Below are 25,687 nucleotides of genomic sequence, written 5' to 3' on the forward strand. Positions count from 1 at the left end.
CCCCGGAGGCCCGTATGACCCAGCAGCCCCTGTCCTCGGAATCCCTGTCGCGGGAGTCCACCGCCTACCGCGCCGCCCTCGATGTCGTGCGCGCCGTCGAGCCGCGCGTCGCCGAGGCCATCGGTCAGGAACTGCACGACCAGCGCGAGATGCTCAAGCTCATCGCGTCGGAGAACTACGCCTCCCCGGCCACCCTGCTGGCCATGGGCAACTGGTTCAGCGACAAATACGCCGAGGGCACCGTCGGCCGCCGCTTCTACGCGGGCTGCCGCAATGTGGACACCGTCGAGTCGCTGGCCGCCGAGCACGCGAAGGAACTCTTCGGCGCGCGGCACGCCTATGTGCAGCCGCATTCCGGTATCGACGCCAATCTGGTCGCCTTCTGGGCGATTCTGGCGCAGCGGGTGGAGGCCCCCACTCTGGAGCGGGTGGGGGTGCGGCAGATCAACGACCTGTCCGAGTCCGACTGGGCCGAACTGCGCGCCGCCTTCGGCAATCGGCGCATGCTCGGCATGTCCCTGGACGCGGGCGGGCATCTCACCCACGGTTTCCGCCCGAACATCTCGGGCAAGATGTTCGAGCAGCGCTCCTACGGCACCGATCCGGCCACCGGCCTGCTCGACTACGAGGCGTTGCGCGCCACCGCCCGCGAGTTCCGGCCGCTGATCATCGTGGCGGGTTACTCCGCGTATCCGCGGCTGGTGAACTTCCGCGTCATGCGCGAGATCGCCGACGAGGTCGATGCCACGCTCATGGTCGATATGGCGCATTTCGCCGGTCTGGTCGCGGGCAAGGTGCTGACCGGCGATTTCGATCCGGTGCCGCATGCGCAGATCGTCACGACCACCACCCACAAGTCGCTGCGCGGTCCGCGCGGCGGCATGGTGCTGTGCGACGACTCGCTGCGCGATCAGGTCGACCGCGGCTGCCCGATGGTGCTGGGCGGTCCGCTGCCGCACGTCATGGCGGCCAAGGCCGTCGCGCTCGCCGAGGCCCGTCGCCCCGAGTTCCGCGACTACGCCCAGCGCATCGTCGACAATGCCCGCGCGCTGGCCGAGGGGCTCATGCGCCGCGGCGCGACCCTGGTCACCGGCGGCACCGACAATCACCTCAATCTCATCGACGTCGCTTCCTCCTACGGTCTCACCGGCCGTCAGGCCGAGGCGGCCCTGCTCGATTCGGGCATCGTCACCAACCGCAACGCCATCCCGTCCGACCCCAACGGCGCCTGGTACACCTCGGGCATCCGCATCGGCACCCCCGCCCTGACCACCCGCGGCCTGGGCGCGGCCGAGATGGACGAGATCGCCGCCCTGATCGACCGCGTCCTCACCGCCGCCGAACCCGGCACCACCGCCAAGGGCGCGCCGTCCAAGGCGCAGCACGTGCTGGAACCGAAGGTCGCCGAGGAGATCTCGCGCCGCGCCGCGGACCTGCTCGCGGGCTTCCCGCTCTACCCGAGCATCGATCTCGGCTGACCTTGCACTCGCCACCGGTGAGTGCTAAAAAGGGCTTTGGCACTCGCGACCTGTGAGTGCCAGGTCAGAACGGTGAGGCCGGGACTCACACATCCCCTGGTCGTCCGTCGCGGGCACCGAGCCTGGCCAGATCGTGTCAATCCCCTGATCTGGAGGATCTCAACGCAATGGCCAAGACAATTGCGTACGACGAAGAGGCTCGCCGGGGTCTCGAGCGGGGTCTGAACGCCCTCGCGGACGCTGTCAAGGTGACGCTGGGCCCCAAGGGCCGCAACGTCGTGCTCGAGAAGAAGTGGGGCGCACCCACCATCACCAACGACGGTGTCTCGATCGCGAAGGAGATCGAGCTCGAGGATCCGTACGAGAAGATCGGCGCCGAGCTCGTCAAGGAAGTCGCCAAGAAGACCGACGACGTCGCGGGTGACGGCACCACCACCGCGACCGTCCTCGCCCAGGCGCTGGTGCGCGAGGGCCTGCGCAATGTCGCGGCCGGCGCGAACCCGCTGGGCCTGAAGCGCGGCATCGAGAAGGCCGTCGAGGCCGTCACCGCCAAGCTGCTCGACGTCGCCAAGGAGGTCGAGACCAAGGAGCAGATCGCCGCCACCGCCGGTATCTCGGCGGGCGACTCGTCCATCGGTGAGCTGATCGCCGAGGCCATGGACAAGGTCGGCAAGGAAGGCGTCATCACCGTCGAGGAGAGCAACACCTTCGGCCTCCAGCTGGAGCTGACCGAGGGTATGCGCTTCGACAAGGGCTACATCTCGGGCTACTTCGTCACCGACCCGGAGCGTCAGGAAGCGGTCCTCGAGGATCCGTACATCCTGCTGGTCGGCTCGAAGATCTCGACCGTCAAGGACCTGCTGCCGCTGCTGGAGAAGGTCATCCAGGCCGGCAAGCCGCTGCTGATCATCGCCGAGGACGTCGAGGGCGAGGCCCTGTCGACCCTGGTCGTGAACAAGATCCGCGGCACCTTCAAGTCCGTCGCCGTGAAGGCCCCGGGCTTCGGTGACCGCCGCAAGGCCATGCTGGCCGATATCGCCATCCTGACCGGTGGCGAGGTCATCAGCGAAGAGGTCGGCCTCTCCCTGGAGACCGCCGGTCTGGAGCTGCTGGGCCAGGCCCGCAAGGTCGTCATCACCAAGGACGAGACCACCATCGTCGAGGGCGCGGGCGACGAGGAGGCCATCAAGGGCCGCGTCGCGCAGATCCGCACCGAGATCGAGAACTCGGACTCCGACTACGACCGTGAGAAGCTGCAGGAGCGCCTGGCCAAGCTGGCCGGCGGTGTCGCGGTGATCAAGGCGGGCGCGGCCACCGAGGTCGAGCTCAAGGAGCGCAAGCACCGCATCGAGGACGCCGTCCGCAACGCCAAGGCCGCCGTCGAGGAGGGCATCGTCGCCGGTGGTGGCGTGGCCCTGCTGCAGTCGGCTCCGGCCCTGGACGGTCTGTCCCTGTCGGGTGACGAGGCCACCGGCGCGAACATCGTCCGCGTCGCGCTGTCCGCCCCGCTGAAGCAGATCGCCTTCAACGCGGGCCTGGAGCCCGGCGTCGTCGCCGAGAAGGTCTCGAACCTCCCGGCGGGCCACGGCCTGAACGCCGACTCGGGCGAGTACGTCGACCTGCTGGCCGCCGGCGTCGCCGACCCGGTCAAGGTCACCCGCTCGGCGCTGCAGAACGCGGCCTCCATCGCGGCCCTGTTCCTCACCACCGAGGCCGTCGTCGCCGACAAGCCGGAGAAGGCCGCCGCTCCCGCCGGCGACCCGACCGGTGGCATGGGCGGCATGGACTTCTGAGTCCTGCCTTCCGGCAACGGGTTTCGAACAACCGAAGGCCGATCACCCACCGGGTGGTCGGCCTTCGGGCTGTCTATCCACAGCGTGAAAGCTGGTGTCGTAACCCACGATTCACGACCCTGGCCGGAGTGACCGACACGGTGTGCGGGGTGCGCGGGACGCCGACTCGATCTAGTGTCGTGGTGTCGTGAAGTGAGCGTTTCGCCAGTGGAACAGGAGCGAGTAGCCATGGCCCTGCACGTCGTCATCGGAGCCGGACCCGTGGGATCGGCCACCGCGCTGCTGCTGGCCGAGCGGGGTGACGACGTCCGCCTGTTGACCCGCGGCGGGGCGGGGCCCGAGCATGCGCGCGTCCACCGTATGCGCGTCGATGCCACCGATGCCGCCGCGCTCGCGGAGCAGTGTGTGGGAGCGGCCGCGATCTTCCAGTGCGCCGGGCTTCCGTACGCCCGTTGGACTACCGGTTTCCCGCCACTCAACGACGCCGCGATCGGTGCCGCGGAATCCTCCGGCGCGGTTCTCGTCTCCGTCGGAAACCTGTACGGCTACGGCGAATTCGACGGCGCGGTCACCGAATCGCACCCGCTGCGGCCGAACTCGGTGAAGGGACGGCTGCGGGCCGAACTGTGGGAAGCCGCGCTGGCGGCGCATGGGGCGGGCCGCATCCGCGCCGCCGAGGTGCGCGGCTCCGACTACCTCGGCGCGGGGGCGAAGTCGACGTTCACCGAGACCGTCCTGCCCGCCGTCGTGGCGGGCCGGACGGCACTGTTCCCCGGCGACCCCGACGCCCCGCACAGCTGGACGGCCGTCGAGGACGTGGCCCGCACGGCCGTCGCGGTGGCCGATGACGAATCGGCCTGGGGACGGGCCTGGCATGTGCCCACGGCGGAACCGATGTCGGTGCGTGCGCTCGCCGAGCTGGCCGCGTCCCTCGCGGGTACCGCGCCCGCGCGTGTCCGCCGCATGCCGTCGGTGCTGCTGTGGGCCGCCGGTCTCGTCAATGCCGACGCTCGCGAGGTGCGCGAGCTGCGCTATCAGTTCGATCGGCCCTTCGTACTGGACTCCACGGCCGCGACCAAGGAGTTCGGCATCGAACCGACGCCGACCGGGGAAGCGCTGCGGGCCACGCTCGACACCCGGGACGGCACGGCATGACCACGTGGCCGGATAGCGCCGCTGCCATGGTGACGCCACCGCCGCTGTCATGCCGGACGCCGGCACCGCGCACTGGAACCCGGCGTGCCGGATACGTCCCCGCCCCGGCAACGCGCCGGTTTCCGCGTCGCGAGGTCGGGTAGCTCGATGGATAGGTGGTGCGATGCCGTCGCCACCTCCTTCCGCCACCGACGTACAGAGGGGTTGCCGATGTTGACGCGTTCGGATTTGTCGCAGCTCATCGAGGCCACGCCCGATCGTGGCGTCTCGATCTACCTGCCGACGCATCGGGGCGGCCGCGAGACCAGGCAGGACCCGATCCGGCTGCGTGACCTGATCGACGAGGCGCGGGAGAAACTCGTCGCCGCCGGTATGTCCGCGGCGGATGCGGAGGCGTTGCTGCGCCCGGCCGCCGAGCTGCGCGACGACTACGACTTCTGGCAGCACCAGAGTGACGGACTGGCGCTGTTCCTCGATGCCGACGGATTGCGCATGTTCAAGGTCCCCCTGACCTTCGAACCGCGGACCCATGTGGGTCCGGAGTTCTCGGTCAAACCGCTGCTACCGCTGTTCGCCGCGGACGGCGGATTCCACATCCTGGCCGTGACCGCGCATACGGCCCGGCTGTTCGACGCCACCCGGCACACCGTGGACGAGAACCACGATGTGGAGTTCCCCGCCGATGTCGCGGAGACGGCGGGGAAGAACGACTACCAGGGTCCGATCCAGGGCAGCCCGGCGTCACGACCGCAGACCGGTCGCCCGATCGCGGCCCGGACCCAGGTCTACGGCGAGGCCCCGCCCGAATGGCGCAAAGCGGGGCTGGAGCAGTACGCGGGAGCGGTCGCCGCCACCGTCGCGCAGCACATCGCCGACGACCGGTTGCCGCTGGTGCTCATCGGCGATGCCGAGCTGGCGGGCCATATCCGCAAGAACCCGAAGCTGTCCGGGCGGATCGCGGGCACGATCGAGACGAATCCGGAGGCCATGGACGACGGCGACCTGCACGCGCGGGCGTACGAGGTCGTCCGACCCACCTTCGAGGGCGGCCGGGACGAGGCGCTGCATCGGGCGGCCGAACTGATCGGCCAGGGCAGTCCGCGGGCGGTGACCGCCATCGGCGATGTGGTGCGCAGCGCCTATCGCGGTCGGGTCGACACCCTGCTGCTGGCGGCCGATGCGACCGTGCCGGGGTGGTACGACGTCTCCTCCGACGCGGTGCTGATGATGTCCGACCCCGCCCATCCGGACGCGGATCTGACGGAGGCCGCCGCGGTGCGCACGCTCACCGATGACGGCAGCGTCTATCTGGTCGAGTCGGAGCGCTTGGCGGGATTGCTGGAGGGCACCGAGATAACCGGACCGGTGGGGGAGAAGGCGCCGGAGTTCGCGGCGATCCTGCGCTACTGAGTGGATCGCTGTCGGCCGGATGTCGCAATTAAAGCGACCGGTCGCATTAATTCGCGACTTGTTCGACCGGTTCGACGGGGCAGGATGCAACAAGGCGAACGCGTGAACGCAGAATTGGGCCCTCTGACCAGGCGATTTGACACTGCATTCGCAGACACGTAACTTATTCCAGGTCAGAGCGACACGGACACCGACCAGGGGCCGAGACGCCGAGCCGAAAGGTTCAGCGAAGCCCCTCGGAAACGAGGTTGTACGAGGAGCGCCTGATGATCACACTAGTTCGACCTGACCAGCGGATTTGGTTCCGTTGAGATGGCTGAGCTAAGCTGTAAAAGTTGCCTCACCGATCGAGCCGGGAATGCCCGGGGCGATGGTGTGTGCGTGTGTTCTTTGAGAACTCAATAGTGTGTCGATGAATGTCAGTGCCAAATATTTTTTGGTTCCGGCGCTTACACCCCCGTGTGGGTGTCGGACATTTAGTCAGCTAATTTCCGGCTGGCGATTGTTTTGCTAGGTTTTCGGACTCTGGTTCGATTATTCTTCTGATTCACCTTCGGGTGTTTCGAGAGTCTTCAACGGAGAGTTTGATCCTGGCTCAGGACGAACGCTGGCGGCGTGCTTAACACATGCAAGTCGAGCGGTAAGGCCCTTCGGGGTACACGAGCGGCGAACGGGTGAGTAACACGTGGGTGATCTGCCTCGCACTCTGGGATAAGCCTGGGAAACTGGGTCTAATACCGGATATGACCGCGAATCGCATGGTTTGTGGTGGAAAGGTTTACTGGTGCGAGATGGGCCCGCGGCCTATCAGCTTGTTGGTGGGGTAACGGCCTACCAAGGCGACGACGGGTAGCCGGCCTGAGAGGGCGACCGGCCACACTGGGACTGAGACACGGCCCAGACTCCTACGGGAGGCAGCAGTGGGGAATATTGCACAATGGGCGAAAGCCTGATGCAGCGACGCCGCGTGAGGGATGACGGCCTTCGGGTTGTAAACCTCTTTCGACAGGGACGAAGCGCAAGTGACGGTACCTGTAGAAGAAGCACCGGCCAACTACGTGCCAGCAGCCGCGGTAATACGTAGGGTGCGAGCGTTGTCCGGAATTACTGGGCGTAAAGAGCTTGTAGGCGGTCTGTCGCGTCGATCGTGAAAACGTGCAGCTCAACTGCGCGCCTGCGGTCGATACGGGCAGACTAGAGTACTTCAGGGGAGACTGGAATTCCTGGTGTAGCGGTGAAATGCGCAGATATCAGGAGGAACACCGGTGGCGAAGGCGGGTCTCTGGGAAGTAACTGACGCTGAGAAGCGAAAGCGTGGGTAGCGAACAGGATTAGATACCCTGGTAGTCCACGCCGTAAACGGTGGGTACTAGGTGTGGGTTTCCTTCCACGGGATCCGTGCCGTAGCTAACGCATTAAGTACCCCGCCTGGGGAGTACGGCCGCAAGGCTAAAACTCAAAGGAATTGACGGGGGCCCGCACAAGCGGCGGAGCATGTGGATTAATTCGATGCAACGCGAAGAACCTTACCTGGGTTTGACATACACCGGAAAGCCGTAGAGATACGGCCCCCCTTGTGGTCGGTGTACAGGTGGTGCATGGCTGTCGTCAGCTCGTGTCGTGAGATGTTGGGTTAAGTCCCGCAACGAGCGCAACCCTTATCTTATGTTGCCAGCGCGTAATGGCGGGGACTCGTGAGAGACTGCCGGGGTCAACTCGGAGGAAGGTGGGGACGACGTCAAGTCATCATGCCCCTTATGTCCAGGGCTTCACACATGCTACAATGGCCGGTACAGAGGGCTGCGATACCGCGAGGTGGAGCGAATCCCTTAAAGCCGGTCTCAGTTCGGATCGGGGTCTGCAACTCGACCCCGTGAAGTTGGAGTCGCTAGTAATCGCAGATCAGCAACGCTGCGGTGAATACGTTCCCGGGCCTTGTACACACCGCCCGTCACGTCATGAAAGTCGGTAACACCCGAAGCCGGTGGCCTAACCCCTCGTGGGAGGGAGCCGTCGAAGGTGGGATTGGCGATTGGGACGAAGTCGTAACAAGGTAGCCGTACCGGAAGGTGCGGCTGGATCACCTCCTTTCTAAGGAGCACTTCTACACACTGCGTCACACAGGTGATTGTGGGTGTGTCAGAGACCGTTTCGGACCCGAACGTGGTCCGGCGGACGCTCATGGGTGGAACACTGACATGTGCCGAGCCTGGCTCGGATGTAGTCGACACACTGTTGGGTCCTGAAAGAACAGACGTTCTTTCCAGGCAAAAACGACGAGGCTGGCTTTCAGTCATACCGCGCAACGTTGGTTGTGGCTGGTGCTGGGTAAAGGGTCAGGCTTGTGTGTTGTTTGAGAACTGCACAGTGGACGCGAGCATCTTTGTTAGTAAGTGTGTAAGAGCGTACGGTGGATGCCTTGGCACCAGGAGCCGATGAAGGACGTAGGAGGCTGCGATAAGCCTCGGGGAGCTGTCAACCGAGCTGAGATCCGAGGATTTCCGAATGGGGAAACCCAGCACGAGTGATGTCGTGTTACCCGCGCCTGAATATATAGGGTGTGTGGAGGGAACGTGGGGAAGTGAAACATCTCAGTACCCACAGGAAGAGAAAACAACAGTGATTCCGTGAGTAGTGGCGAGCGAAAGCGGATGAGGCTAAACCGTGTGGATGTGATAGCCGGCAGGCGTTGTCCATGCGGGGTCGTGGGATCATTCTTCTCAGTTCTGCCGGACTGAGCGACAGTCAGAAAAGATCGCGTTAGCTGAATTGGTCTGGGATGGCCAACCGTAGACGGTGAGAGTCCGGTAGGCGAAAACGTGTTCTCTGTCGTGGATGACTCCCGAGTAGCAGCGGGCCCGTGAAATCTGCTGTGAATCTGTCGGGACCACCCGATAAGCCTGAATACTACCTGGTGACCGATAGCGGACTAGTACCGTGAGGGAAAGGTGAAAAGTACCCCGGGAGGGGAGTGAAATAGTACCTGAAACCGTGCGCTTACAATCCGTCAGAGCCCTCCTTTGTGGTGGGGTGATGGCGTGCCTTTTGAAGAATGAGCCTGCGAGTCATCGGTATGTGGCGAGGTTAACCCGTGTGGGGTAGCCGTAGCGAAAGCGAGTCCGAATAGGGCGCCCAGAGTCGCATGCTATGGACCCGAAGCGGAGTGATCTACCCATGGCCAGGGTGAAGCGACGGTAAGACGTCGTGGAGGCCCGAACCCACTTAGGTTGAAAACTGAGGGGATGAGCTGTGGGTAGGGGTGAAAGGCCAATCAAACTCCGTGATAGCTGGTTCTCCCCGAAATGCATTTAGGTGCAGCGTCACGTGTTTCACGCCGGAGGTAGAGCTACTGGATGGCCTAGGGGGCCCACAAGCTTACCGAAGTCAGCCAAACTCCGAATGCCGGTGTGTGAGAGCGTGGCAGTGAGACTGCGGGGGATAAGCTTCGTAGTCGAGAGGGAAACAGCCCAGATCGCCGGCTAAGGCCCCTAAGCGTGTACTAAGTGGAAAAGGATGTGGGGTCGCAGAGACAACCAGGAGGTTGGCTTAGAAGCAGCCACCCTTGAAAGAGTGCGTAATAGCTCACTGGTCAAGTGATCCTGCGCCGACAATGTAGCGGGGCTCAAGTACACCGCCGAAGCCGCGGCACTCAGACATTAATCTTGCTTTCGAGCCAGGAGTCTGGGTGGGTAGGGGAGCGTCGTGTAGCCAGGGAAGCAGCAGGGTGACCTAGTTGTGGAGGCTGCGCGAGTGAGAATGCAGGCATGAGTAGCGAAAGACGAGTGAGAAACTCGTCCGCCGAATGACCAAGGGTTCCTGGGCCAGGTTAATCCGCCCAGGGTGAGTCGGGACCTAAGACGAGGCCGACAGGCGTAGCCGATGGACAACGGGTTGATATTCCCGTACCCGTGTATCCGCGCCCAATGGCGAATCAGTTGTGCTAACCGTCCAAAAGCGGATGGACTCCCTTCGGGGAGCCGGAAGTGGCTGCACGGGACCCTGATTGTAGTAGTCAAGCGATGGGGTGACGCAGGAAGGTAGCTGGGCCAGGTGATGGAATACCTGGTGTAAGCCGGTAGGGCGTCGTGTAGGCAAATCCGCACGACATATAGCCTGAGAGGTGATGCGTAGCCGATTGAGGCGAATTCAGTGATCCTATGCTGCCGAGAAAAGCCTCTAGTGAGTTGGTACACGGCCCGTACCCCAAACCGACACAGGTGGTCAGGTAGAGAATACCGAGGCGATCGAGAGAACTGTGGTTAAGGAACTCGGCAAAATGCCCCCGTAACTTCGGGAGAAGGGGGACCCGGGCTGGTGAACACCTTTGCGGTGGGAGCTGGTCGGGGTCGCAGAGACCAGAGAGAAGCGACTGTTTACTAAAAACACAGGTCCGTGCGAAGTCGTAAGACGATGTATACGGACTGACGCCTGCCCGGTGCCGGAAGGTTAAGAGGACCGGTTAGCGCTTCGGTGCGAAGCTGAGAATTTAAGCCCCGGTAAACGGCGGTGGTAACTATAACCATCCTAAGGTAGCGAAATTCCTTGTCGGGTAAGTTCCGACCTGCACGAATGGCGTAACGACTTCTCTGCTGTCTCAACCACAGACTCGGCGAAATTGCATTACGAGTAAAGATGCTCGTTACGCGCGGCAGGACGAAAAGACCCCGGGACCTTCACTATAGCTTGGTATTGGTGTTCGGTACGGTTTGTGTAGGATAGGTGGGAGACTGTGAAAGCGGCACGCTAGTGTCGTGGGAGTCGTCGTTGAAATACCACTCTGATCGTATTGGACCTCTAACCTCGGACCCTGATCGGGTTCAGGGACAGTGCCTGGTGGGTAGTTTAACTGGGGCGGTTGCCTCCCAAAATGTAACGGAGGCGCCCAAAGGTTCCCTCAGCCTGGTTGGCAATCAGGTGTCGAGTGCAAGTGCACAAGGGAGCTTGACTGTGAGACAGACATGTCGAGCAGGGACGAAAGTCGGGACTAGTGATCCGGCACCGGCATGTGGAAGCGGTGTCGCTCAACGGATAAAAGGTACCCCGGGGATAACAGGCTGATCTTCCCCAAGAGTCCATATCGACGGGATGGTTTGGCACCTCGATGTCGGCTCGTCGCATCCTGGGGCTGGAGTAGGTCCCAAGGGTTGGGCTGTTCGCCCATTAAAGCGGCACGCGAGCTGGGTTTAGAACGTCGTGAGACAGTTCGGTCTCTATCCGCCGCGCGCGTTAGAAACTTGAGGAAGGCTGTCCCTAGTACGAGAGGACCGGGACGGACGAACCTCTGGTGTGCCAGTTGTTCCGCCAGGAGCACTGCTGGTTGGCCACGTTCGGAAGGGATAACCGCTGAAAGCATCTAAGCGGGAAGCCTGTTCCAAGATGAGGTTTCTCACCCCCTCGAGGGGGTAAGGCCCCCAACAGACCATTGGGTTGATAGGCCAGAACTGGAAGCGCGGTAACGTGTGGAGGTGACTGGTACTAATAGGCCGAGGACTTACCAACAAAGCTGCTACGCGTCCACTGTGCGGTATCTGAAACAACACACGCATGCTCGAACCCCCGGGTTGGGGTGTTCGCTGTGTGGACAGTTTCATAGAGTTACGGCGGCTATAGCGGTGGGGAAACGCCCGGTCCCATTCCGAACCCGGAAGCTAAGGCCACCTGCGCCGATGGTACTGCACTCGACAGGGTGTGGGAGAGTAGGACACCGCCGGAACATCCTTCGCGAAGGCCCCGACCACACGGTCGGGGCCTTCCGCGTTTCTCCCCCCTTCGACGTTTCACCACTCGTCGACCGCCCCGGAAAATCGGTTTCCTCCACCCGCGCGATTGCGTAGTCTCGCAATGCGTCTCGTGCCGCACGGCACGTCGAACCAGGAGGGAGCCGGACGATGCGCGGTCAACGCACCGTCGCGGCTCGTTCGCGCTTCGAGGTGATCCTGGTGTCTTCGCCGGTCCGGTATCGGCTGCGCGGCCGGTACTGAGTCACCCGGACCTTGTCACGCATCGACCTCTCCGGGGTCGAGTCGCGCCGTACCGACGCATCCCCGTGTCGGTACCGGCTCCCGTCCGGGAATCGCGCTGTAGTGACCCTGCTCAGCACGAAGGACCGAATTTCCGTGCGTACCACTGTTTCCCGACACCGCTCCGCCCACGTCCGCAATCTCGGCATTCTCGCCCATGTGGATGCGGGCAAGACCACCGTCACCGAACGGATGCTCTACCTCACCGGCGCCACGCACAAGCGCGGTGAGGTGCACGAGGGCACCACGGTCACCGATTTCGATTCGCAGGAACGCGATCGCGGCATCACCATCTTCGCCGCGGCGGTGAGCTGCGAGTGGAGCGGTCACCGCCTGACCGTCATCGACACCCCCGGCCATGTGGACTTCTCCGACGAGGTGGAGCGGTCGCTGCGCGTGCTGGACGGCGCGGTCGCGGTCTTCGACGCGGTGGCCGGGGTGGAGCCGCAGAGCGAATCGGTGTGGCGTCGTGCCGACCGGTACGGCGTGCCACGTATCGCGTTCGTCAACAAGATGGACCGTGCCGGAGCCGATTTCGACGCCGCGGTGGCGTCCATCCGGGAGCGGCTGCACCCGGTACCGCTGGCCGTGCAGCTGCCGATCGGCGACGAGTCGGAGTTCACCGGTGTGGTGGACCTGGTGCGCATGCGTGCGCTCGTCTGGCAGGCGGACGGCTTGTCGGAGCGGCCGATTCCCGCCGCGCTCGCCGAGCTGGCGTCGCATCGTCGACGGGCTCTGGAAGAGGCTGTCGCGGAACGGCATGCGGCAGCCCTGGACGAGTTCGTCGACCGCTCGGAACTGTCGGCGCGGACACTGACCGCGGCCTTGCGCGAGCTGACCCTCGGCGGTGAGATCGTGGTGGTGCTGTGCGGTGCCGCCTACCGTGATCGTGGGATCGAACCGCTGCTCGATGCGGTCGTCGCGTATCTGCCCGCGCCGCGGGATCGCGCGCCGTCCGGTGCCACCGGCCCGGTGGCCGATCCGACGGAACCGCTTGCCGCCCTGGTGTTCAAGGTGCAGGCGACCGCGACCGGACGCCTCACCTTCGTCCGCCTGTACACGGGCGTCCTGCGCAAGGGTGACACGGTGTCGGATGTCGGAGCCGGTCGCCGGGAGCGGGTGGCACGGGTGCTGCGCGTGCAGGCCGACCGCCACGTGGAGGTGGACGGCGCGGTGGCCGGTGACATCGTGGCTCTTGTCGGACCGAAGGCCGCGGTCGGCGCGACCCTCGCGGCTCCGCACGCGCCGGTGCTGCTGGAACCGCCGACGGTGGCCGATCCGGTGGTCTCGGTGGCGGTCGAGCCGAAGGCGAACGCGGATGCCGAGCGGCTGCGGCTGGCCTTGACGCGGTTGGCCGACGAGGATTCCTCGCTGGTCGTGCGCACGGACGCGGAGACCGGGCAGACGCTGCTGTCCGGGCTGGGCGAACTGCACCTGGAGGTGGCGGTGGAGAAGATCCGCCGCGACCGCGGCATCGGGGTGACCGTGGGCCGCCCGCAGGTGGCCTATCGGGAAACGGTGCTGCGCGGGGTGTCGGGAGTGACCTACCGGCACGTCAAGCAGGACGGCGGCAGCGGACAGTGGGCGCACATCGTCTTCGATGTGGAGCCGCTGGACACCGCGGATCCCGGTGCCGAGGGCATGGAATTCCGTTCCACGGTGGTGGGCGGCCGCGTTCCGGCCGAGTTCGTGCGCGCGGTGGCGGCGGGCTGCCGGGATGCGCTGGCGGCCGGTCCGCTCGGTGGTCATCCGGTGACGGGTGTGCGCATCACGTTGACCGACGGCATGACCCACGTCAAGGACTCCTCGGAGCTGGCCTTCCGCACGGCCGCACGCCTGGGTGTCCGAGATGCGCTGCGCGCCAGCGTCATGCGCCTGCTGGAGCCGATCGTCGAGGTGACCGTGACGGTGCCGGAGGAATTCGTCGGTGCGGTGCTCGGCGATCTCGCGGCCCGCCGCGGCCGGGTCGCCGGTTCCACGACCCGGACCGGAGCCGTGGTGGTGACGGCGATCGTGCCGCTGGCCGAATTGTTCGGTTACGCGACCCGTTTGCGCAGCCGCACCCAGGGGCGGGGTGAATTCACCACCCGGCCGGTGGGTTATGCGCTCGCGTGACCGGTAGACAGCCGAAAGGCGCGGTCCCGCACCCGAACCGGGTGCGGGACCGCTGCCGTGTGTGCGCCGCCGGGGCGGTTGGCATGACGGGAGTACGGGTGCGCACCGGCAAATTCCGAGCGGAGGTCCCGGTCGCGACCACGGCGGACGCGAGTGTTTCACATTCGTGCGAGAGTCGCCCGGGACTGCTGCGGCAAACATGGCGAAACGGCTGTTCGAAGCCCTTCACCGCACCCGGGAATTGGTCCTAGAAAGATCCTTCAAAACGCTGCCGCACCTGTTGGACGCTCGGTATCGTCCCGATGGCAAACAGCCAGTGACAGATACTGGCACCGTAGTTGGATCGGAGTACCCCCATGACCGACATCATCTCGGACATCCTCGCGCAGACCATCTTGAAGCTGCTGTCCTCCGGATCGGCAAGTGGTTCGGCAGAGTAGCCGGATGGTCGCCACCTTCCGGCGCTCGCGCGGAAGTGAACGATGCGGCGCGGGGCTCGGTCCATGATGAGGTGGACCGGGCCCCGGCTGCGTTCCGGGCGACGCGCTGCACGGCGCGCTCGGTCGTCCCTGCTCCACCGTGGTGTACGGCGGTGCCGACCAAATAAATTCTAGAAAAATCCGACAAAAGTATTCCACTCGGAGCGGCCGCTCGGTATCGTGTGGAACGGCAAATGATCAGTGATCATCGGGCCAACGCGACACGGCGGCCGGGCCTCCCCCCGGGCTCGGGCGACGAACCCCGGCAGTTCCCCTGCCAATTCCCGACTGCCGTTGGGCTGGTCGCACTGCTCCGATGCACTGAGCCAACTTTCGGCAATCGCGCGGTATGTCGAAGGTGCAAACGAAGGGGCCGATCCATGACGAGGGGATCGGCCCCTTCGGTATTGTCTGGCGCAATGTCTCAGGAAACGAACGCGGGAAGAATGTACGCCGGGCAGCCCGTAGAAGACCGGCAGCGGCAGCGACGTGCGCGTTTTCTGGAGTCCGGGCTGACGGTATTCGCGCGGGACGGGTACGCCAACAGCTCCGTCGGTGCCATCTGCAAGGACGCCGGTCTCTCCTCTCGGCAGTTCTACGAGGAGTTCACGGGGCGCGAATCGCTGCTGCTCGAACTCTACGAACAGATCGACCGGGAATCGCGGGAAGCCGTGGCGGCCACCATCGCCGACCACGCGGACGCCAGCGCGATCGAGATCATCGACGCCGCCGTACGCGCCTATATCGAGTCCATCGGCCGAGACCCCCGCAAGGCGCGGGTCTCGCTGGTCGAGGTGGTCGGCGCGGGCCCCAAGGTCGAGAAGTTCCGGCTGGAGCTGCGCCGCGCCTGGGGAGCGCTACTCGCCAGCGCCGCGGAGGATGCCGCCATGCACGGCGAAATCCCGCCCGGCGACTACGAAATGCGCGTTCTGGCCATTATCGGCGCCGTCAACTACGTGGTGGACGCGTGGAGCGGCTCCGACCCCCGCCAGCCGCTGGACGACGTCATCCGCGTGCTGCGCCGCATCATCATGGGCGCGGTCAGCGCCTGATCCCACTCCACGCTCGCCCCGCCGTGGGGCCGCGCCCCGGCGGGCGTGGGGCACGCCACCGAGAAGACCAACACCGGCATCCGGATGCGCGCCGCCCCTCCGGGCATGGGGGCGTGCGGCATCGGCGGGCATGGGGCCGTGCGGCCCCGCCGGGCATGGAGCGTCCGGCGTCGGCGGGCACAGGGCGCGGCGTCGTGGACACGAATCCGCGGTGGAGCGGTAGCGTGCGCGTATGGAGACTGTGCCGATCCAGATGCCGGACGGAACCACCGTGCCGGTCCGATTGGTGCCCGCGCACGGTGCACACCGGCATGCGATCACGCCGGACACCCCGCGTCCGGTGGTGGTGATCGCGCCGGGGCTCGGGGTACCGGCCGCCTACTACGAGTTCTTCGCGAAGGATGTCGCGAGCCGGGGATTCGACGCCGCCATTCTGGAATTGCGTGGGAACGGCGACAGCCGCCCGAAACCGAGTCCGTCGAGTACCTACGGATATCAGGAACTCGTCTCCGTGGATTTCCCGGCCATGTTCGAGGTGGTGCGAGAGCGGTTCCCACGTTCGACCCCATATCTGCTGGGGCACAGCCTCGGTGGGCAATTGGGCGTGCTGTACGCGTCCCGGATCCGGGGTCGGCTGGGCGGATTGATTCTGATCGCCTCCGGCACCCCCTACCACCGCGGTTACGGCGGCCTGGCCTCCACCGGATTGCTGCTCGGCAGCGCCGCGGTCTCACTGACCGCGAATCTCGCCGGTTTCTGGCCCGGGGACCGGATCACCGCGGGCGGTTTCGGCCGCCAATCGAAGGTGCTCATCTCCGACTGGGCGCGCTTGGCCCGCACCGGCAGATTCGAACCAGCCGGTGCGGACATCGACTACGAGGAGCGCATCGCGCGGCTGAAACTGCCGGTGCTGTCCATCACCATGACCGGTGACGATCTCACCCCCCGCGGCTCGGCCGCGCATCTGCTGGAGAAGCTGTCGGGCGCGGACATCACCCGGTGGCACAATCCGGAATCGCTGGGGCACAACGGCTGGATTCCGGATTCGCGCGGCACGGTCGACTACATCGAGAAATGGTTGCGCGACCGCTGATCAGTTCCCCATGAGTCGCTGGGTGAAGAATTCGAAGATGAGCGCGGCCTGGAACGCCGACTGTTTGTTGTCGGCGGCGCCGCCGTGCCCGCCCTCGATATTCTCGTGGTACCAGACGGGATGGCCCTGGGATTCCAAGAGGGCCGCCATCTTTCGTGCGTGCCCCGGATGCACCCGGTCGTCGCGCGTGGAGGTGGTGAGCAGGATCGGCGGGTAGGGCGCGTCCGCCCGGGTGTTCTGGTAGGGCGAGTACTCGCTGATGTACTGCCACTCCTCCGGCTTGTCTGGGTCACCGTATTCCGCGATCCAGGAAGCACCGGCCAGCAGCAGGTGATAGCGCCGCATATCCAGCAGGGGCACCTGACAGACGATGGCCCCGAACAGTTCCGGGTACCGGGTGAGCATGACGCCCATGAGCAGGCCGCCATTGCTGCCACCCACCGCGCCCAACCGGTCGTGGGTGGTGATGCCGCGGGCGACCAGGTCCTTGGCCACCGACGAGAAATCCTCGTACACCTTGTGCCGGTTGGCCTTCTGCACCGCCGTATGCCATTGCGGCCCGTATTCGCCGCCGCCGCGGATATTGGTCATCACCCAGGTGCCGCCGCGCTCCAGCCAGCCCATACCGGACGCGCCGCTGTAGGCGGGCGTGCGCGAGACCTCGAATCCGCCGTACCCGGACATGATGGTCGGGCCGGGCCGACCGATCCGATCACGGTGGCGGATGACGAAATACGGGATCATGGTGCCGTCGTCGGAGCGCGCGAAGTACTGCTCGGTCTCCACACCCGCGGCGTCGAAGAACTCGGGCTCCTTCTTGAGCAGTGCGGTCGGCCCGCCGACGGAGCCGGAGAGCAGGGTGGTGGGTGTGGTGAAACCGCTGGTGGTGAGCATGAATTCGTCGCCGCCCTCGAGCGGGTCCAGATTCATGACGCTGGTGGTGGCCATGCGCGGGGCGTCGGCGAGCGGTTCGCGCACCCAGCCGTCCGCGCCGGGCGTGACCACGTAGAGCTTGGTCTGCACATCCTCGAGCGTGATGAGCAGCAGATGGTTCTCGGTCCAGCCGTAGCCGTGCAGCGCGGTGTGCGCGTCGGGTTCGAAGATCACTTCGAAATCGCGTGCGCCGCCGAGGAAGTCCTCGAAATCGGTGGCCAGCAGCGCCCCCGCCGGATACTCCCGGCCGCCGACCTCCCACGGTGACTTGAGCCGGACCAGCAGCCAGTCCCGGTACCAGGATTCCGAGGAGTCGGTGGGCAGCTCGAGCCGCCGCAGCGTATCGCCGTCCTCGAGCAGGTACACCTCTTCGTTGAAGAAGTCGGTGGCGCGGCCGACGAAATGCCGTTCGTAGCCGGGGGTCCGGTCGTAGCCGGCGGATACCGCCACATCCGATGGCTCGCCCTCGAAGACGGTGACCGCCTCCGCCAGGGGCGTGCCGCGCCGCCAGCGCTTGGCGATGCGCGGATAGCCGGAGTCGGTGAGCGAGCCGGGCCCGAAGTCGGTGCCCACGTACACGGTGTCGATATCGATCCACCGGATCTCGGACTTGGCCTCGGGCAGATAGAAGCCGCCGTCCTCGGGTGCGATGAATTCCTTTGTCTCGATCGCGAATTCGCGGACCACCTTGGCGTCAGCACCGCCGCGCGACAGGCTGATCAGCGCCCGCTGCTGCTCCGGACGCAGCACGGCCGCGCCGCCCCACACCCAGTTCTCGTCCTCGGCGGCGGCCAGGGCGTCGAGATCGATCAGCACCTCCCAGGCGGGCTCCTCCTTGGCGTATTCGGCGAAGGTGGTGCGCCGCCACAGGCCCTTGGGGTGTTCGGCATCGCGCCAGAAGTTGTACAGCCAGCGCCCGCGCCGTCCGGGGTAGGCGATGCGGGTGTCGGTGTCGAGCATGGCGAGAATGCGCGACTCCAGTTCGGTGAAGCGGTCCGACGAGGCGAAGGTCTCGACCACCACGTCATTGCGTTCCCGCGCCCAGTCCAATGCGCGATCGCTGGTGACCTCTTCGAGCCACAGGTAAGGATCCGTCACGCTCTCGTCAACACCGCTCATGGCCCCATTGTTGCCGAGGGCGCATCGGTGTGACGGGGAACCCTGCTCAGTAGGATTGCCGGACGGATGCCGATTGCTGTCGAGGAGGCGTGGATGCGACCCGCACCGTGGGAGCAGCACTGCTGCCTGCCGCTGCTGCCCAGCGCCGACATCCTCGAGCTGACGCGGTATCCGGTCGGCAGCTATCTGTCGGTCAATGTCGGGTACGCGCCGCACTCCACGGCGGACGCGCTGGCGTTGGTGCGGCAGTTCCGCCGCGACGCCGCGGCGGAGCCGTGGTTCCGCCTGGTGGAGTCGTTCGCCGACACCCTGGCCGACGGGGTGATCGCGCTGGCCTTCGATCTGGAGGACTCCGGCCCGCTCGGCGGTGACCTGGACAATGTCGCGGTCTTCCACGACCTGGGGGTCCGCTCCCTGCTGCCCACCTACAACCATGCCAATGCGGCGGGCTGCGGTTGCCTCGATACCGAGGACACCGGGCTCACCGCGTACGGCCGCGATCTGGTGCGCACGCTCAATGAGGTGGGCGTATTCGCCGACGGCTCACATTGTTCGGTCCGCACCGGATTGGACATCGCCGCGACCACCAGCGTTCCGATGATCTACAGTCACTCGAATTTCGCGGCACTGTGGGCGCATCCGCGCAATATCACCGACGATCAGGCGCGTGCGTGCGCGGAGACCGGCGGTGTGATCGGCATCAACGGGGTGGGAATCTTCCTGGGGCGCAACAAGCCCGAGGGTAGGGCCGCGCGCGTCGAAGCCATGGCCGATCACATCGTCTACGGTGCGGAGCTGGTCGGTATCGAGCACATCGGCATCGGCTCCGACTTCTCCTTCGATGGTGCCCAGTTCAATGCCGAGATCGCCGCGAATCCGGGGAATTTCTCCGAGGATTACACGCGCTGGGGTCCGTTGCAGTGGACCCCGCCGGAAGATCTGTTGGGAGAGAACGAGGTTCCCGGGTTGGATACGGTGCTGGCCGGCCGCGGGTTCACCGAAGCCGAGATCGCGGCGGTGTACCGCGACAACTTCGCCCGGGTGGCGCGGCAGGTGTGGCGGCGCTGAGGCGCGGCGGCCGAGCCGGTCTCACTCGGGTCGATCGCCGACGACCGTCCGTTCGAGCCCGTCGAGCACCCGCTGCAATCCCCAGCCGAAGTGGTCGTAACTCGGATCGAAGGTGTTGTCGCCCATTCCCGCCAGGATCGGATAGCGTCCGGTCGCCATGGCCTGGTTCAGTGCCGGTGCCTGGGCCTCCCAGAATTCGAGATCGGTCATGCCGGTGCGGAGTTCGGCCTCCTGCGCGTACAGCTGGGTGCGCGCGGCGCCGACCACATAGTTGTCGATCAGCAGCACCACGGAGATGAGTTCGCGGTCGGGCAGTCCCATGGGTTTGATCCGGGCGAGGATGCGCTCCATGCCCTCCACGGCGCTCGGTCCCATGACCGGTCGGCTCTGGTTGACCTGGATCAGCCACGGATGCCGTTGATACAGGGCGAGTGTCGAGTACGCCACGGCTTCCAGGGCCGCACGCCAGCCCGCCTCCGGTTCCGGTAGTCCGTCGAACTGGGGGTCCTGCACGCGGTCGAGCATGAGATCGAGCAGTTCGGCCTTGCCGGGCAGGTAGCGGTAGAGCGTCATGGTGCCGGTGCCCAGTTCCGTGGCCACCCGGCGCATGGTGACCGCGTCCAGGCCCTCGGCGTCGGCGACGTGGATGGCGGCCTCGACGATGCGGTCCAGGGTGAGTCCGGGTTTGGGGCCGCGGCTGGGGCGTGGGCCGGTGTTCCACAGGAGCTCGAGAGTCCGTGCGAGATCACCGCTGCCACTGGTCTCGGTGCTGCTCATGGTCTCGAGCGTAGCGGTCCGGGAAAAACTGGGTACGTTGTACTCGAAATGGGGTACGATGTACCCGGTTTAATTCCGAGTGATAGCGGAGGACGACGGTGGCCGACTATGCGGTACTGGCCGAGGGGTTGACCAAGAGATATGGAGCGAAGAACGCACTCGACGGATTCGATCTGACGGTCCGCGCGGGCACGGTGCACGGCCTGCTGGGGCCGAACGGCGCGGGCAAGACCACGGCCGTGCGCATCCTGTCCACCCTGCTGCGGCTGGACGGCGGGCAGGCGCGGGTGGCCGGGTTCGATGTGGCCCGCCAGCCCCGGGAGGTGCGGGCGCGCATCGGGCTCACCGGCCAGTACGCCGCCGTGGACGAGGTGCTCACCGGGCAGCAGAACCTCGAGATGTTCGGTCGGCTGTTCCATCTGGGCGGGCGGCGAGCGCGGTTGCGGGCGCGGGAACTGCTGGAGCGTTTCGACCTCACCGACGCCGCCGACCGCGGCGTCGGCAAGTACAGCGGCGGCATGCGTCGCCGTCTCGACCTGGCGGCGTCCATGATCCTCGCGCCGGACGTGCTCTTCCTCGACGAGCCGACCACCGGGCTCGATCCGCGCAGTCGCAACGAGGTGTGGGAATCGGTGCGCGCGTTGGTCGCCGACGGCACCACCGTCCTGCTCACCACGCAGTATCTGGAGGAGGCGGATCGGCTCGCCTCCCACATCACCGTCATCGATCAGGGGCGGGCCATCGCCGACGACACCCCCGACGGATTGAAGAACATCGTGGGCGGCGACCTCATCGAGGTGGTGGCGCTGGAAGTCGCCGATCTGCCCCTGGTGGCGAAGGTCGTTGCCCGCGTGAGCGATACCGAACCGGAGACCGTGGAGGTCGAGCGCCGCGTGCACGCGCCCGTGGCCGACCGGGTCGCCGCGCTCACCGAGGTGGCGCGCGCCCTGCAGGACGAGGGCATCGCCGTCGAGGACATCGGACTGCGCCGCCCCAGTCTCGACGATGTCTTCCTACATCTCACCGGTCACCGCACCGCTACCGAGGAGGCCGCCTGATGAGCGCCGTCGATCTGACCCCCGAGCACCGTTCGCGCACCTACTGGGCGGTGGCCGACTGCTGGAACATCGTGCGCCGCGGGTTGACCCACTATCAGCGCCAGCCGGTGAACATCGCTTGGCAGCTGGGCTTTCCGATCGTCTCGGTGCTGCTGTACGGCTATGTGTTCGGCAGTGCCATGGTGGTGCCGGGCGGAGGCGACTACCGCAGCTTCCTGATGCCGGGCATGTTCACCATGACCATGGCCTTCAGCTTCGTGAACACCGCGACCGTGGTGGTCTACGACGCCACCAAGGGGGTGATCGACCGGTTCCGGTCCATGCCCATGTCCGTCTCGGCGGTGGTCTCCGGGCGCGGTGTCACCGATCTGCTCGTCGCCTGCGCCGAATTGGGCATTCTCATGCTGACCGCCTTCGCCATCGGCTGGCGGCCCACCGGTGGATTGCTCGGTGTGGTGGCGGCGTTCGCGCTGCTGCTGTGGCTGCGCTTCGCGCTCATCTGGGTGGGCGTGTGGCTGGGATTGATGGTGCCGAATCCGGAGGCGGCGGGCGGTCTGTTCGCGGTCGTCTTCCCACTCACCATGATTTCGAGCATCTTCGTCGCCCCGCAGCTGATGCCGTCCTGGCTCGGCACGATCGCGGCGTGGAATCCCATCTCCTCGACGGCGGCGGCGACCCGCGAGCTGTTCGGCACCCCCGTGGGCAGCGGGGATTCCTGGGTGGAGCAGCACGCCGCGCTGATGGCGCTGGTCTGGCCGCTGGTGCTCACCGCGATCTTCCTGCCGCTCGCGGTGCGGCGCTTCCAGCGGCTCAGCCGCTGAAGCCCCTGCGGCCGAGCGGTATTCGACGGCCGGTGCGTCGCCTCGCGGTGACGCACCGGCCGCGTCCGGATCAGCGCGCGGACTCCACGGTCAGGCCCGCGTCCGTCCAGTCCTGAATGCCCTCGCGGTATTTGCGGACATTGGTGTAGCCCAGCGCCTCCAGCTTGCTGGCGACGGCCTGGCTGTTCTGGCAGGCCGGATTGGAACAGTAGGTCACGATGGCGGCGTCGCGATCCGGAAGCAGGCGTGCGGCTTCGGCATCCACCTCGGCCTCGACGAGCGCGATCGCGCCCGGCAGGTGCGCCTTGGCGTAGTACTCGCCGCCGAGCGCGTCGATCACGGTGACGGTGCCCGCGGCGATCTCCTGCTCGAGTTCCTCGCGGGTGATGAGTGCGGTCATGGGGCAACCTCGATTCTTCTCACACACATTTTTATGTGCGTGTGCACGCTACTATTTGTGTGCGCACGCACGCAACCCGGTACGCTGGGGCGGTGCCACACTCACAGCCCACCCCCCGCCCGGCCGCGGCCGCTTGGTCGGCGCTGCTGCGGGTGCACGCCACCCTCGTCCCCGAGCTGGACGCGGAACTACGCACAACCGTTGGGCTGCCACTGAACTGGTACGACGTGCTGCTCGAACTCGACGGCGTCGAACGGCTGCGCATGAGCGATCTGGGCGAGCGCGTCGTGCTCAGCCGCACCCGGGTGAGCCGACTGGTCACCGAACTGGAGACGCACGGCCTGGTCCGCCGCGACACCAACCCGGACGACGGCCGCTCCGCCTTCGTCTCCATCACCGACCGGGGCCGCGAGCGGGTGCGCGCCGCCGCACCGCACTACCTCGGCGGCATCGAACGCCGCCTGGGTGAGCGCCTGGAGCCGGACGAACTCGACGCGCTCACCTCCGCGCTGCGCAAGGTGCTCGGCCCCGCGGACCTCGATTTCGGTTAGTCCTTCGGTGCCGGCCGTGGCCGCGACCTCGGCCCGGCGGCCGGTTCGTTCAGAGCCGAACCAGCATCTTCCCGGTATTGGCACCGGACAGCACGCCGAGGAAAGCGGCGGGCGCCTGGTCCAATCCCTCGTACACCGTTTCGCGGGTGCGCAGGGTGCCGTTTGCGAGCCAGGCGGCGGCCTTGGCGATGTATTCCCCGAAGATCGGGAAGTAGCTGTTCACCAGCATGCCGCGCAATGTGATCTCCCGGGTGGCGGCCAGGAACAGGTCCGGACCGGATGCCGTGACCCCGCCGTTGTAGCCGCTGATGGCACCGACCAGCGCGACCCGGCCACCGGGACGCATGGCCGCCACCGCCACCCGGAGGTGCTCGCCGCCCACGCTGTCGAGATACACGTCGATACCGTCCGGAGCCGCCTCGGCAAGCGGTCCGGCGAGATCTCCGGCCCGGTAGTCGATGGCCGCGTCGACTCCGAATTCCTCCAGCAGCAGCCGGGTTTTCGCGGAACCGCCCGCCGAGCCGATCACCCGGCTCGCACCGAGTTCGCGGGCCAGCTGGGCCGCTACGCTGCCAACCGCGCCCGCGGCGGCCGAGATGAACACGGTATCGCCGGGGCGCACCGGAGCCACCTCGGTGAGGGCCGCGTAGGCGGTGAGTCCGGTGGTGCCGAGCGCACCGAGGTAGTGGTGCGGTCGCGCGATCGACAGGTCGATCGGGGTGGCCGCGGCGGCATCCAGCACCGCGTGCTCCCGCCAGCCCGCGAAATGGGTGACGGCCGTCCCGACCGGGAAATCCGCGGCGCGCGAGGCGATCACTTCGCCGACCGCCGAACCCTCCAGGGCCGCACCGACTTCGAACGGTGCGATGTAGGACGGCTTGTCGTCCATCCGCCCGCGCATGTACGGGTCGACCGACATCCAGGTATTGCGTACCAGGAGCTGGCCGTCGGCGAGGGGTGGGAGTTCGCGCTCCACGAGGGTGAAGTTCGCGGCGGTCGGCACGCCGTCGGGTCGGGCCGCCAGATGGATCTCGCGGGTGGTGGCGGGCGTGGTTCCGGTGGCCGACCGGGCCGCGGTGGTGGACTGAACAGTCATGGCGCACTGACCTTTTCGTATCGTCGGCGGGTATCTCCCGAGCCGGTGCCGATGACATTACGAACGCCGCGCCCCCGCTCCCAGGTCCCGCCGCGCCAGCGGCCGGTCCGAGCGCGCCAGGTCCGTGCCGCCTGCTCGCGGAGTACGCACCGTGTCCGTTCGCGCCGTGCTGCCGCGCGCAGGTCACCCCGTCGGCCGTATTCGGCGGGTCACCCCGCCATCTCGGAGCGGAGCTGTGAGCCGGTGCCTCCCGTCCACCGGCGCATGGCTTTTCGCAGTGCGCGGTCGTCGGTGAACCCCAGGCGGCGGGCGATGGCGGCCATCGACAGGCGGTCCTCCGCGAGCAGGGCGCGGGCCTGCTCGTAGCGGGCTCGGTCGTACTCCGCGCGCCAGGTGGTGTCGTGGTCGGCCAGGTGTCGTTGCAGGGTGCGGGTGCTCATGGCGAGGCGGCGGGCCACCGCCGCCAGGGTCGGTTCGCCCGCGGCGACGGCCGCCGTGAGCGCCGTACGGAACGCCTCGAGCGGTCCGGGAATCGCACGCGCGGAGGCCAGGACGAGATCGGCGTGGCTGCGCAGCAATTCGCTGAGCATCGGATCGGCGCGGGGCAGCGGGGTTTCGGCGTCCTCGGCGCGGAAGGTGATGCTGTCGGCGGGAGCGTCGAATTCGATGGCGGCGGTGCCGAAAGCGTCGATCAGTGCGGAGTGTGCGGGCGGCGCGGGATGCCCGAATGTGACGCGGGTCGGAATGATGTGGCGTCCGGTGGTCTCCCGCGCGCGGCGCAGGTAGTAGGCGAGCACGTACTCGTTGACCACGGCGGACACCTCCGGGTCGGTGGCGGTGGTGCGATAGCCGACGGTGAGATCCCGGTCGTGTGTCAGGTCGAAACCCTCCGCCGCGGCGGTGACCAGGCGGTGGTACGGCTGCGCGGCGTGCAGCGAATCGGCCAGTGTCGGACCCGAGGTGACGAGATAGTCCCAGGTGGTGAGGGTCCCCAGCGGTGCGGCCGCGGCGACGGCGAGTCCGGCTCCCGGCCCCGTCTCGGCGATGAGCGACCACAGCCGAAGCAGTGAGTCCAGCGGTATCCGGTTCAGTTCCCCGGCGAGCACGCTGTCCGCGGTCCCGGGTATCGCGGCGACCCGGGCCGGATCGGCGCCCAGGCGCAGTGCGCTGTCGCGCACCAGGCGGAGCAGGTGGCTGGACGTCGTCCCGTCGATCGGATCGAGCGCTCGTCCGTCCTTGACCACCCGTCCAGTCTGCCGCATGGGGGAT

Annotated in this window: 16 protein-coding genes and 3 rRNA genes; 14 read left to right on the forward strand and 5 right to left on the reverse strand. The window is 66.4% G+C overall.

Going from position 1 to position 25,687, the window contains the following annotated elements; all coding sequences use genetic code 11:
• Window positions 1–14: 14 nt before the first annotated feature.
• From FOH10_RS33750 to FOH10_RS33795, 10 genes are all read left to right on the forward strand, one after another.
• The gene (locus FOH10_RS33750) at window positions 15–1,478 is read left to right on the forward strand and encodes a glycine hydroxymethyltransferase (protein ID WP_143983656.1); all 1,464 of its coding nucleotides are present in this window, start codon (window positions 15–17) and stop codon (window positions 1,476–1,478) included.
• 167 nt (window positions 1,479–1,645) lie between these two features.
• A complete protein-coding gene (groL, locus tag FOH10_RS33755) occupies window positions 1,646–3,271 on the forward strand; it encodes a chaperonin GroEL (protein WP_029932939.1) in 1,626 nt (541 codons plus the stop codon).
• 192 nt (window positions 3,272–3,463) lie between these two features.
• The gene (locus tag FOH10_RS33760) at window positions 3,464–4,426 is read left to right on the forward strand and encodes an NAD-dependent epimerase/dehydratase family protein (RefSeq protein ID WP_244961485.1); all 963 of its coding nucleotides are present in this window, start codon (window positions 3,464–3,466) and stop codon (window positions 4,424–4,426) included.
• Between the two features lie 210 nt (window positions 4,427–4,636).
• Window positions 4,637–5,836, forward strand: coding sequence for a baeRF3 domain-containing protein (locus FOH10_RS33765; protein WP_143983657.1), 1,200 nt, complete (start codon window positions 4,637–4,639; stop codon window positions 5,834–5,836).
• A gap of 572 nt (window positions 5,837–6,408) precedes the next feature.
• Window positions 6,409–7,927 (forward strand): 16S ribosomal RNA (locus FOH10_RS33770).
• Window positions 7,928–8,223: 296 nt separating this feature from the next.
• Window positions 8,224–11,335, forward strand: a 23S ribosomal RNA gene (locus FOH10_RS33775).
• 97 nt (window positions 11,336–11,432) lie between these two features.
• Window positions 11,433–11,549, forward strand: a 5S ribosomal RNA gene (gene rrf / locus FOH10_RS33780).
• Together the 16S, 23S and 5S rRNA genes form the textbook arrangement of a ribosomal RNA operon.
• Window positions 11,550–11,952: 403 nt before the next feature.
• On the forward strand, window positions 11,953–13,971 hold the full coding sequence (fusA, locus tag FOH10_RS33785; RefSeq protein WP_143983658.1) for an elongation factor G: 2,019 nt from the start codon (window positions 11,953–11,955) through the stop codon (window positions 13,969–13,971).
• An 898-nt stretch (window positions 13,972–14,869) separates the two neighbouring features.
• Complete coding sequence (locus FOH10_RS33790; protein ID WP_228808946.1) at window positions 14,870–15,502, forward strand: TetR/AcrR family transcriptional regulator; 633 nt, start codon at window positions 14,870–14,872, stop codon at window positions 15,500–15,502.
• Window positions 15,503–15,734: 232 nt separating this feature from the next.
• The gene (locus tag FOH10_RS33795; RefSeq protein ID WP_143983659.1) at window positions 15,735–16,595 is read left to right on the forward strand and encodes an alpha/beta hydrolase family protein; all 861 of its coding nucleotides are present in this window, start codon (window positions 15,735–15,737) and stop codon (window positions 16,593–16,595) included.
• Here the strand turns inward: FOH10_RS33795 and FOH10_RS33800 are convergent, their stop codons facing one another.
• Entirely contained in the window at window positions 16,596–18,647 is a 2,052-nt protein-coding gene (locus FOH10_RS33800; RefSeq protein ID WP_186000659.1) for a prolyl oligopeptidase family serine peptidase, read from the reverse strand.
• A gap of 66 nt (window positions 18,648–18,713) precedes the next feature.
• On the opposite strand from FOH10_RS33800, the gene FOH10_RS33805 reads away from it, so the two are divergent.
• The gene (locus FOH10_RS33805; protein ID WP_425326120.1) at window positions 18,714–19,715 is read left to right on the forward strand and encodes a dipeptidase; all 1,002 of its coding nucleotides are present in this window, start codon (window positions 18,714–18,716) and stop codon (window positions 19,713–19,715) included.
• Window positions 19,716–19,736: 21 nt separating this feature from the next.
• Here FOH10_RS33805 and FOH10_RS33810 read toward each other — a convergent pair whose 3' ends face one another.
• Window positions 19,737–20,492, reverse strand: coding sequence for a TetR/AcrR family transcriptional regulator (locus FOH10_RS33810; protein WP_143983660.1), 756 nt, complete (start codon window positions 20,490–20,492; stop codon window positions 19,737–19,739).
• A gap of 98 nt (window positions 20,493–20,590) precedes the next feature.
• Between FOH10_RS33810 and FOH10_RS33815 the strand changes: the two genes are divergently transcribed.
• Together FOH10_RS33815 and FOH10_RS33820 are read left to right on the forward strand one after the other, a co-directional pair.
• Window positions 20,591–21,550, forward strand: a complete 960-nt coding sequence (locus FOH10_RS33815) for an ATP-binding cassette domain-containing protein (RefSeq protein ID WP_143983661.1) — start codon at window positions 20,591–20,593, stop codon at window positions 21,548–21,550.
• The gene (locus tag FOH10_RS33820) at window positions 21,550–22,371 is read left to right on the forward strand and encodes an ABC transporter permease (RefSeq protein WP_143983662.1); all 822 of its coding nucleotides are present in this window, start codon (window positions 21,550–21,552) and stop codon (window positions 22,369–22,371) included. Before FOH10_RS33815 ends, FOH10_RS33820 begins: the two co-directional genes overlap by 1 nt.
• A 70-nt stretch (window positions 22,372–22,441) precedes the next feature.
• Here FOH10_RS33820 and FOH10_RS33825 read toward each other — a convergent pair whose 3' ends face one another.
• Window positions 22,442–22,771, reverse strand: a complete 330-nt coding sequence (locus FOH10_RS33825; protein ID WP_143983663.1) for a rhodanese-like domain-containing protein — start codon at window positions 22,769–22,771, stop codon at window positions 22,442–22,444.
• Window positions 22,772–22,863: 92 nt separating this feature from the next.
• Here FOH10_RS33825 and FOH10_RS33830 point away from each other — a divergent pair, with 92 nt between their 5' ends.
• Window positions 22,864–23,322: a MarR family winged helix-turn-helix transcriptional regulator gene (locus tag FOH10_RS33830; RefSeq protein ID WP_039817760.1), complete on the forward strand. Its 459-nt coding sequence runs from the start codon at window positions 22,864–22,866 to the stop codon at window positions 23,320–23,322.
• A gap of 49 nt (window positions 23,323–23,371) precedes the next feature.
• Here FOH10_RS33830 and FOH10_RS33835 read toward each other — a convergent pair whose 3' ends face one another.
• On the reverse strand, window positions 23,372–24,418 hold the full coding sequence (locus FOH10_RS33835) for an NADP-dependent oxidoreductase (RefSeq protein WP_143983664.1): 1,047 nt from the start codon (window positions 24,416–24,418) through the stop codon (window positions 23,372–23,374).
• 209 nt (window positions 24,419–24,627) lie between these two features.
• Window positions 24,628–25,680, reverse strand: a complete 1,053-nt coding sequence (locus FOH10_RS33840; protein WP_143983665.1) for an AraC family transcriptional regulator — start codon at window positions 25,678–25,680, stop codon at window positions 24,628–24,630.
• Between the last annotated feature and the right edge of the window lie 7 nt (window positions 25,681–25,687).

This window comes from Nocardia otitidiscaviarum, assembly GCF_007362295.1.
Classification (GTDB): Bacteria; Actinomycetota; Actinomycetes; order Mycobacteriales; family Mycobacteriaceae; genus Nocardia; species Nocardia otitidiscaviarum.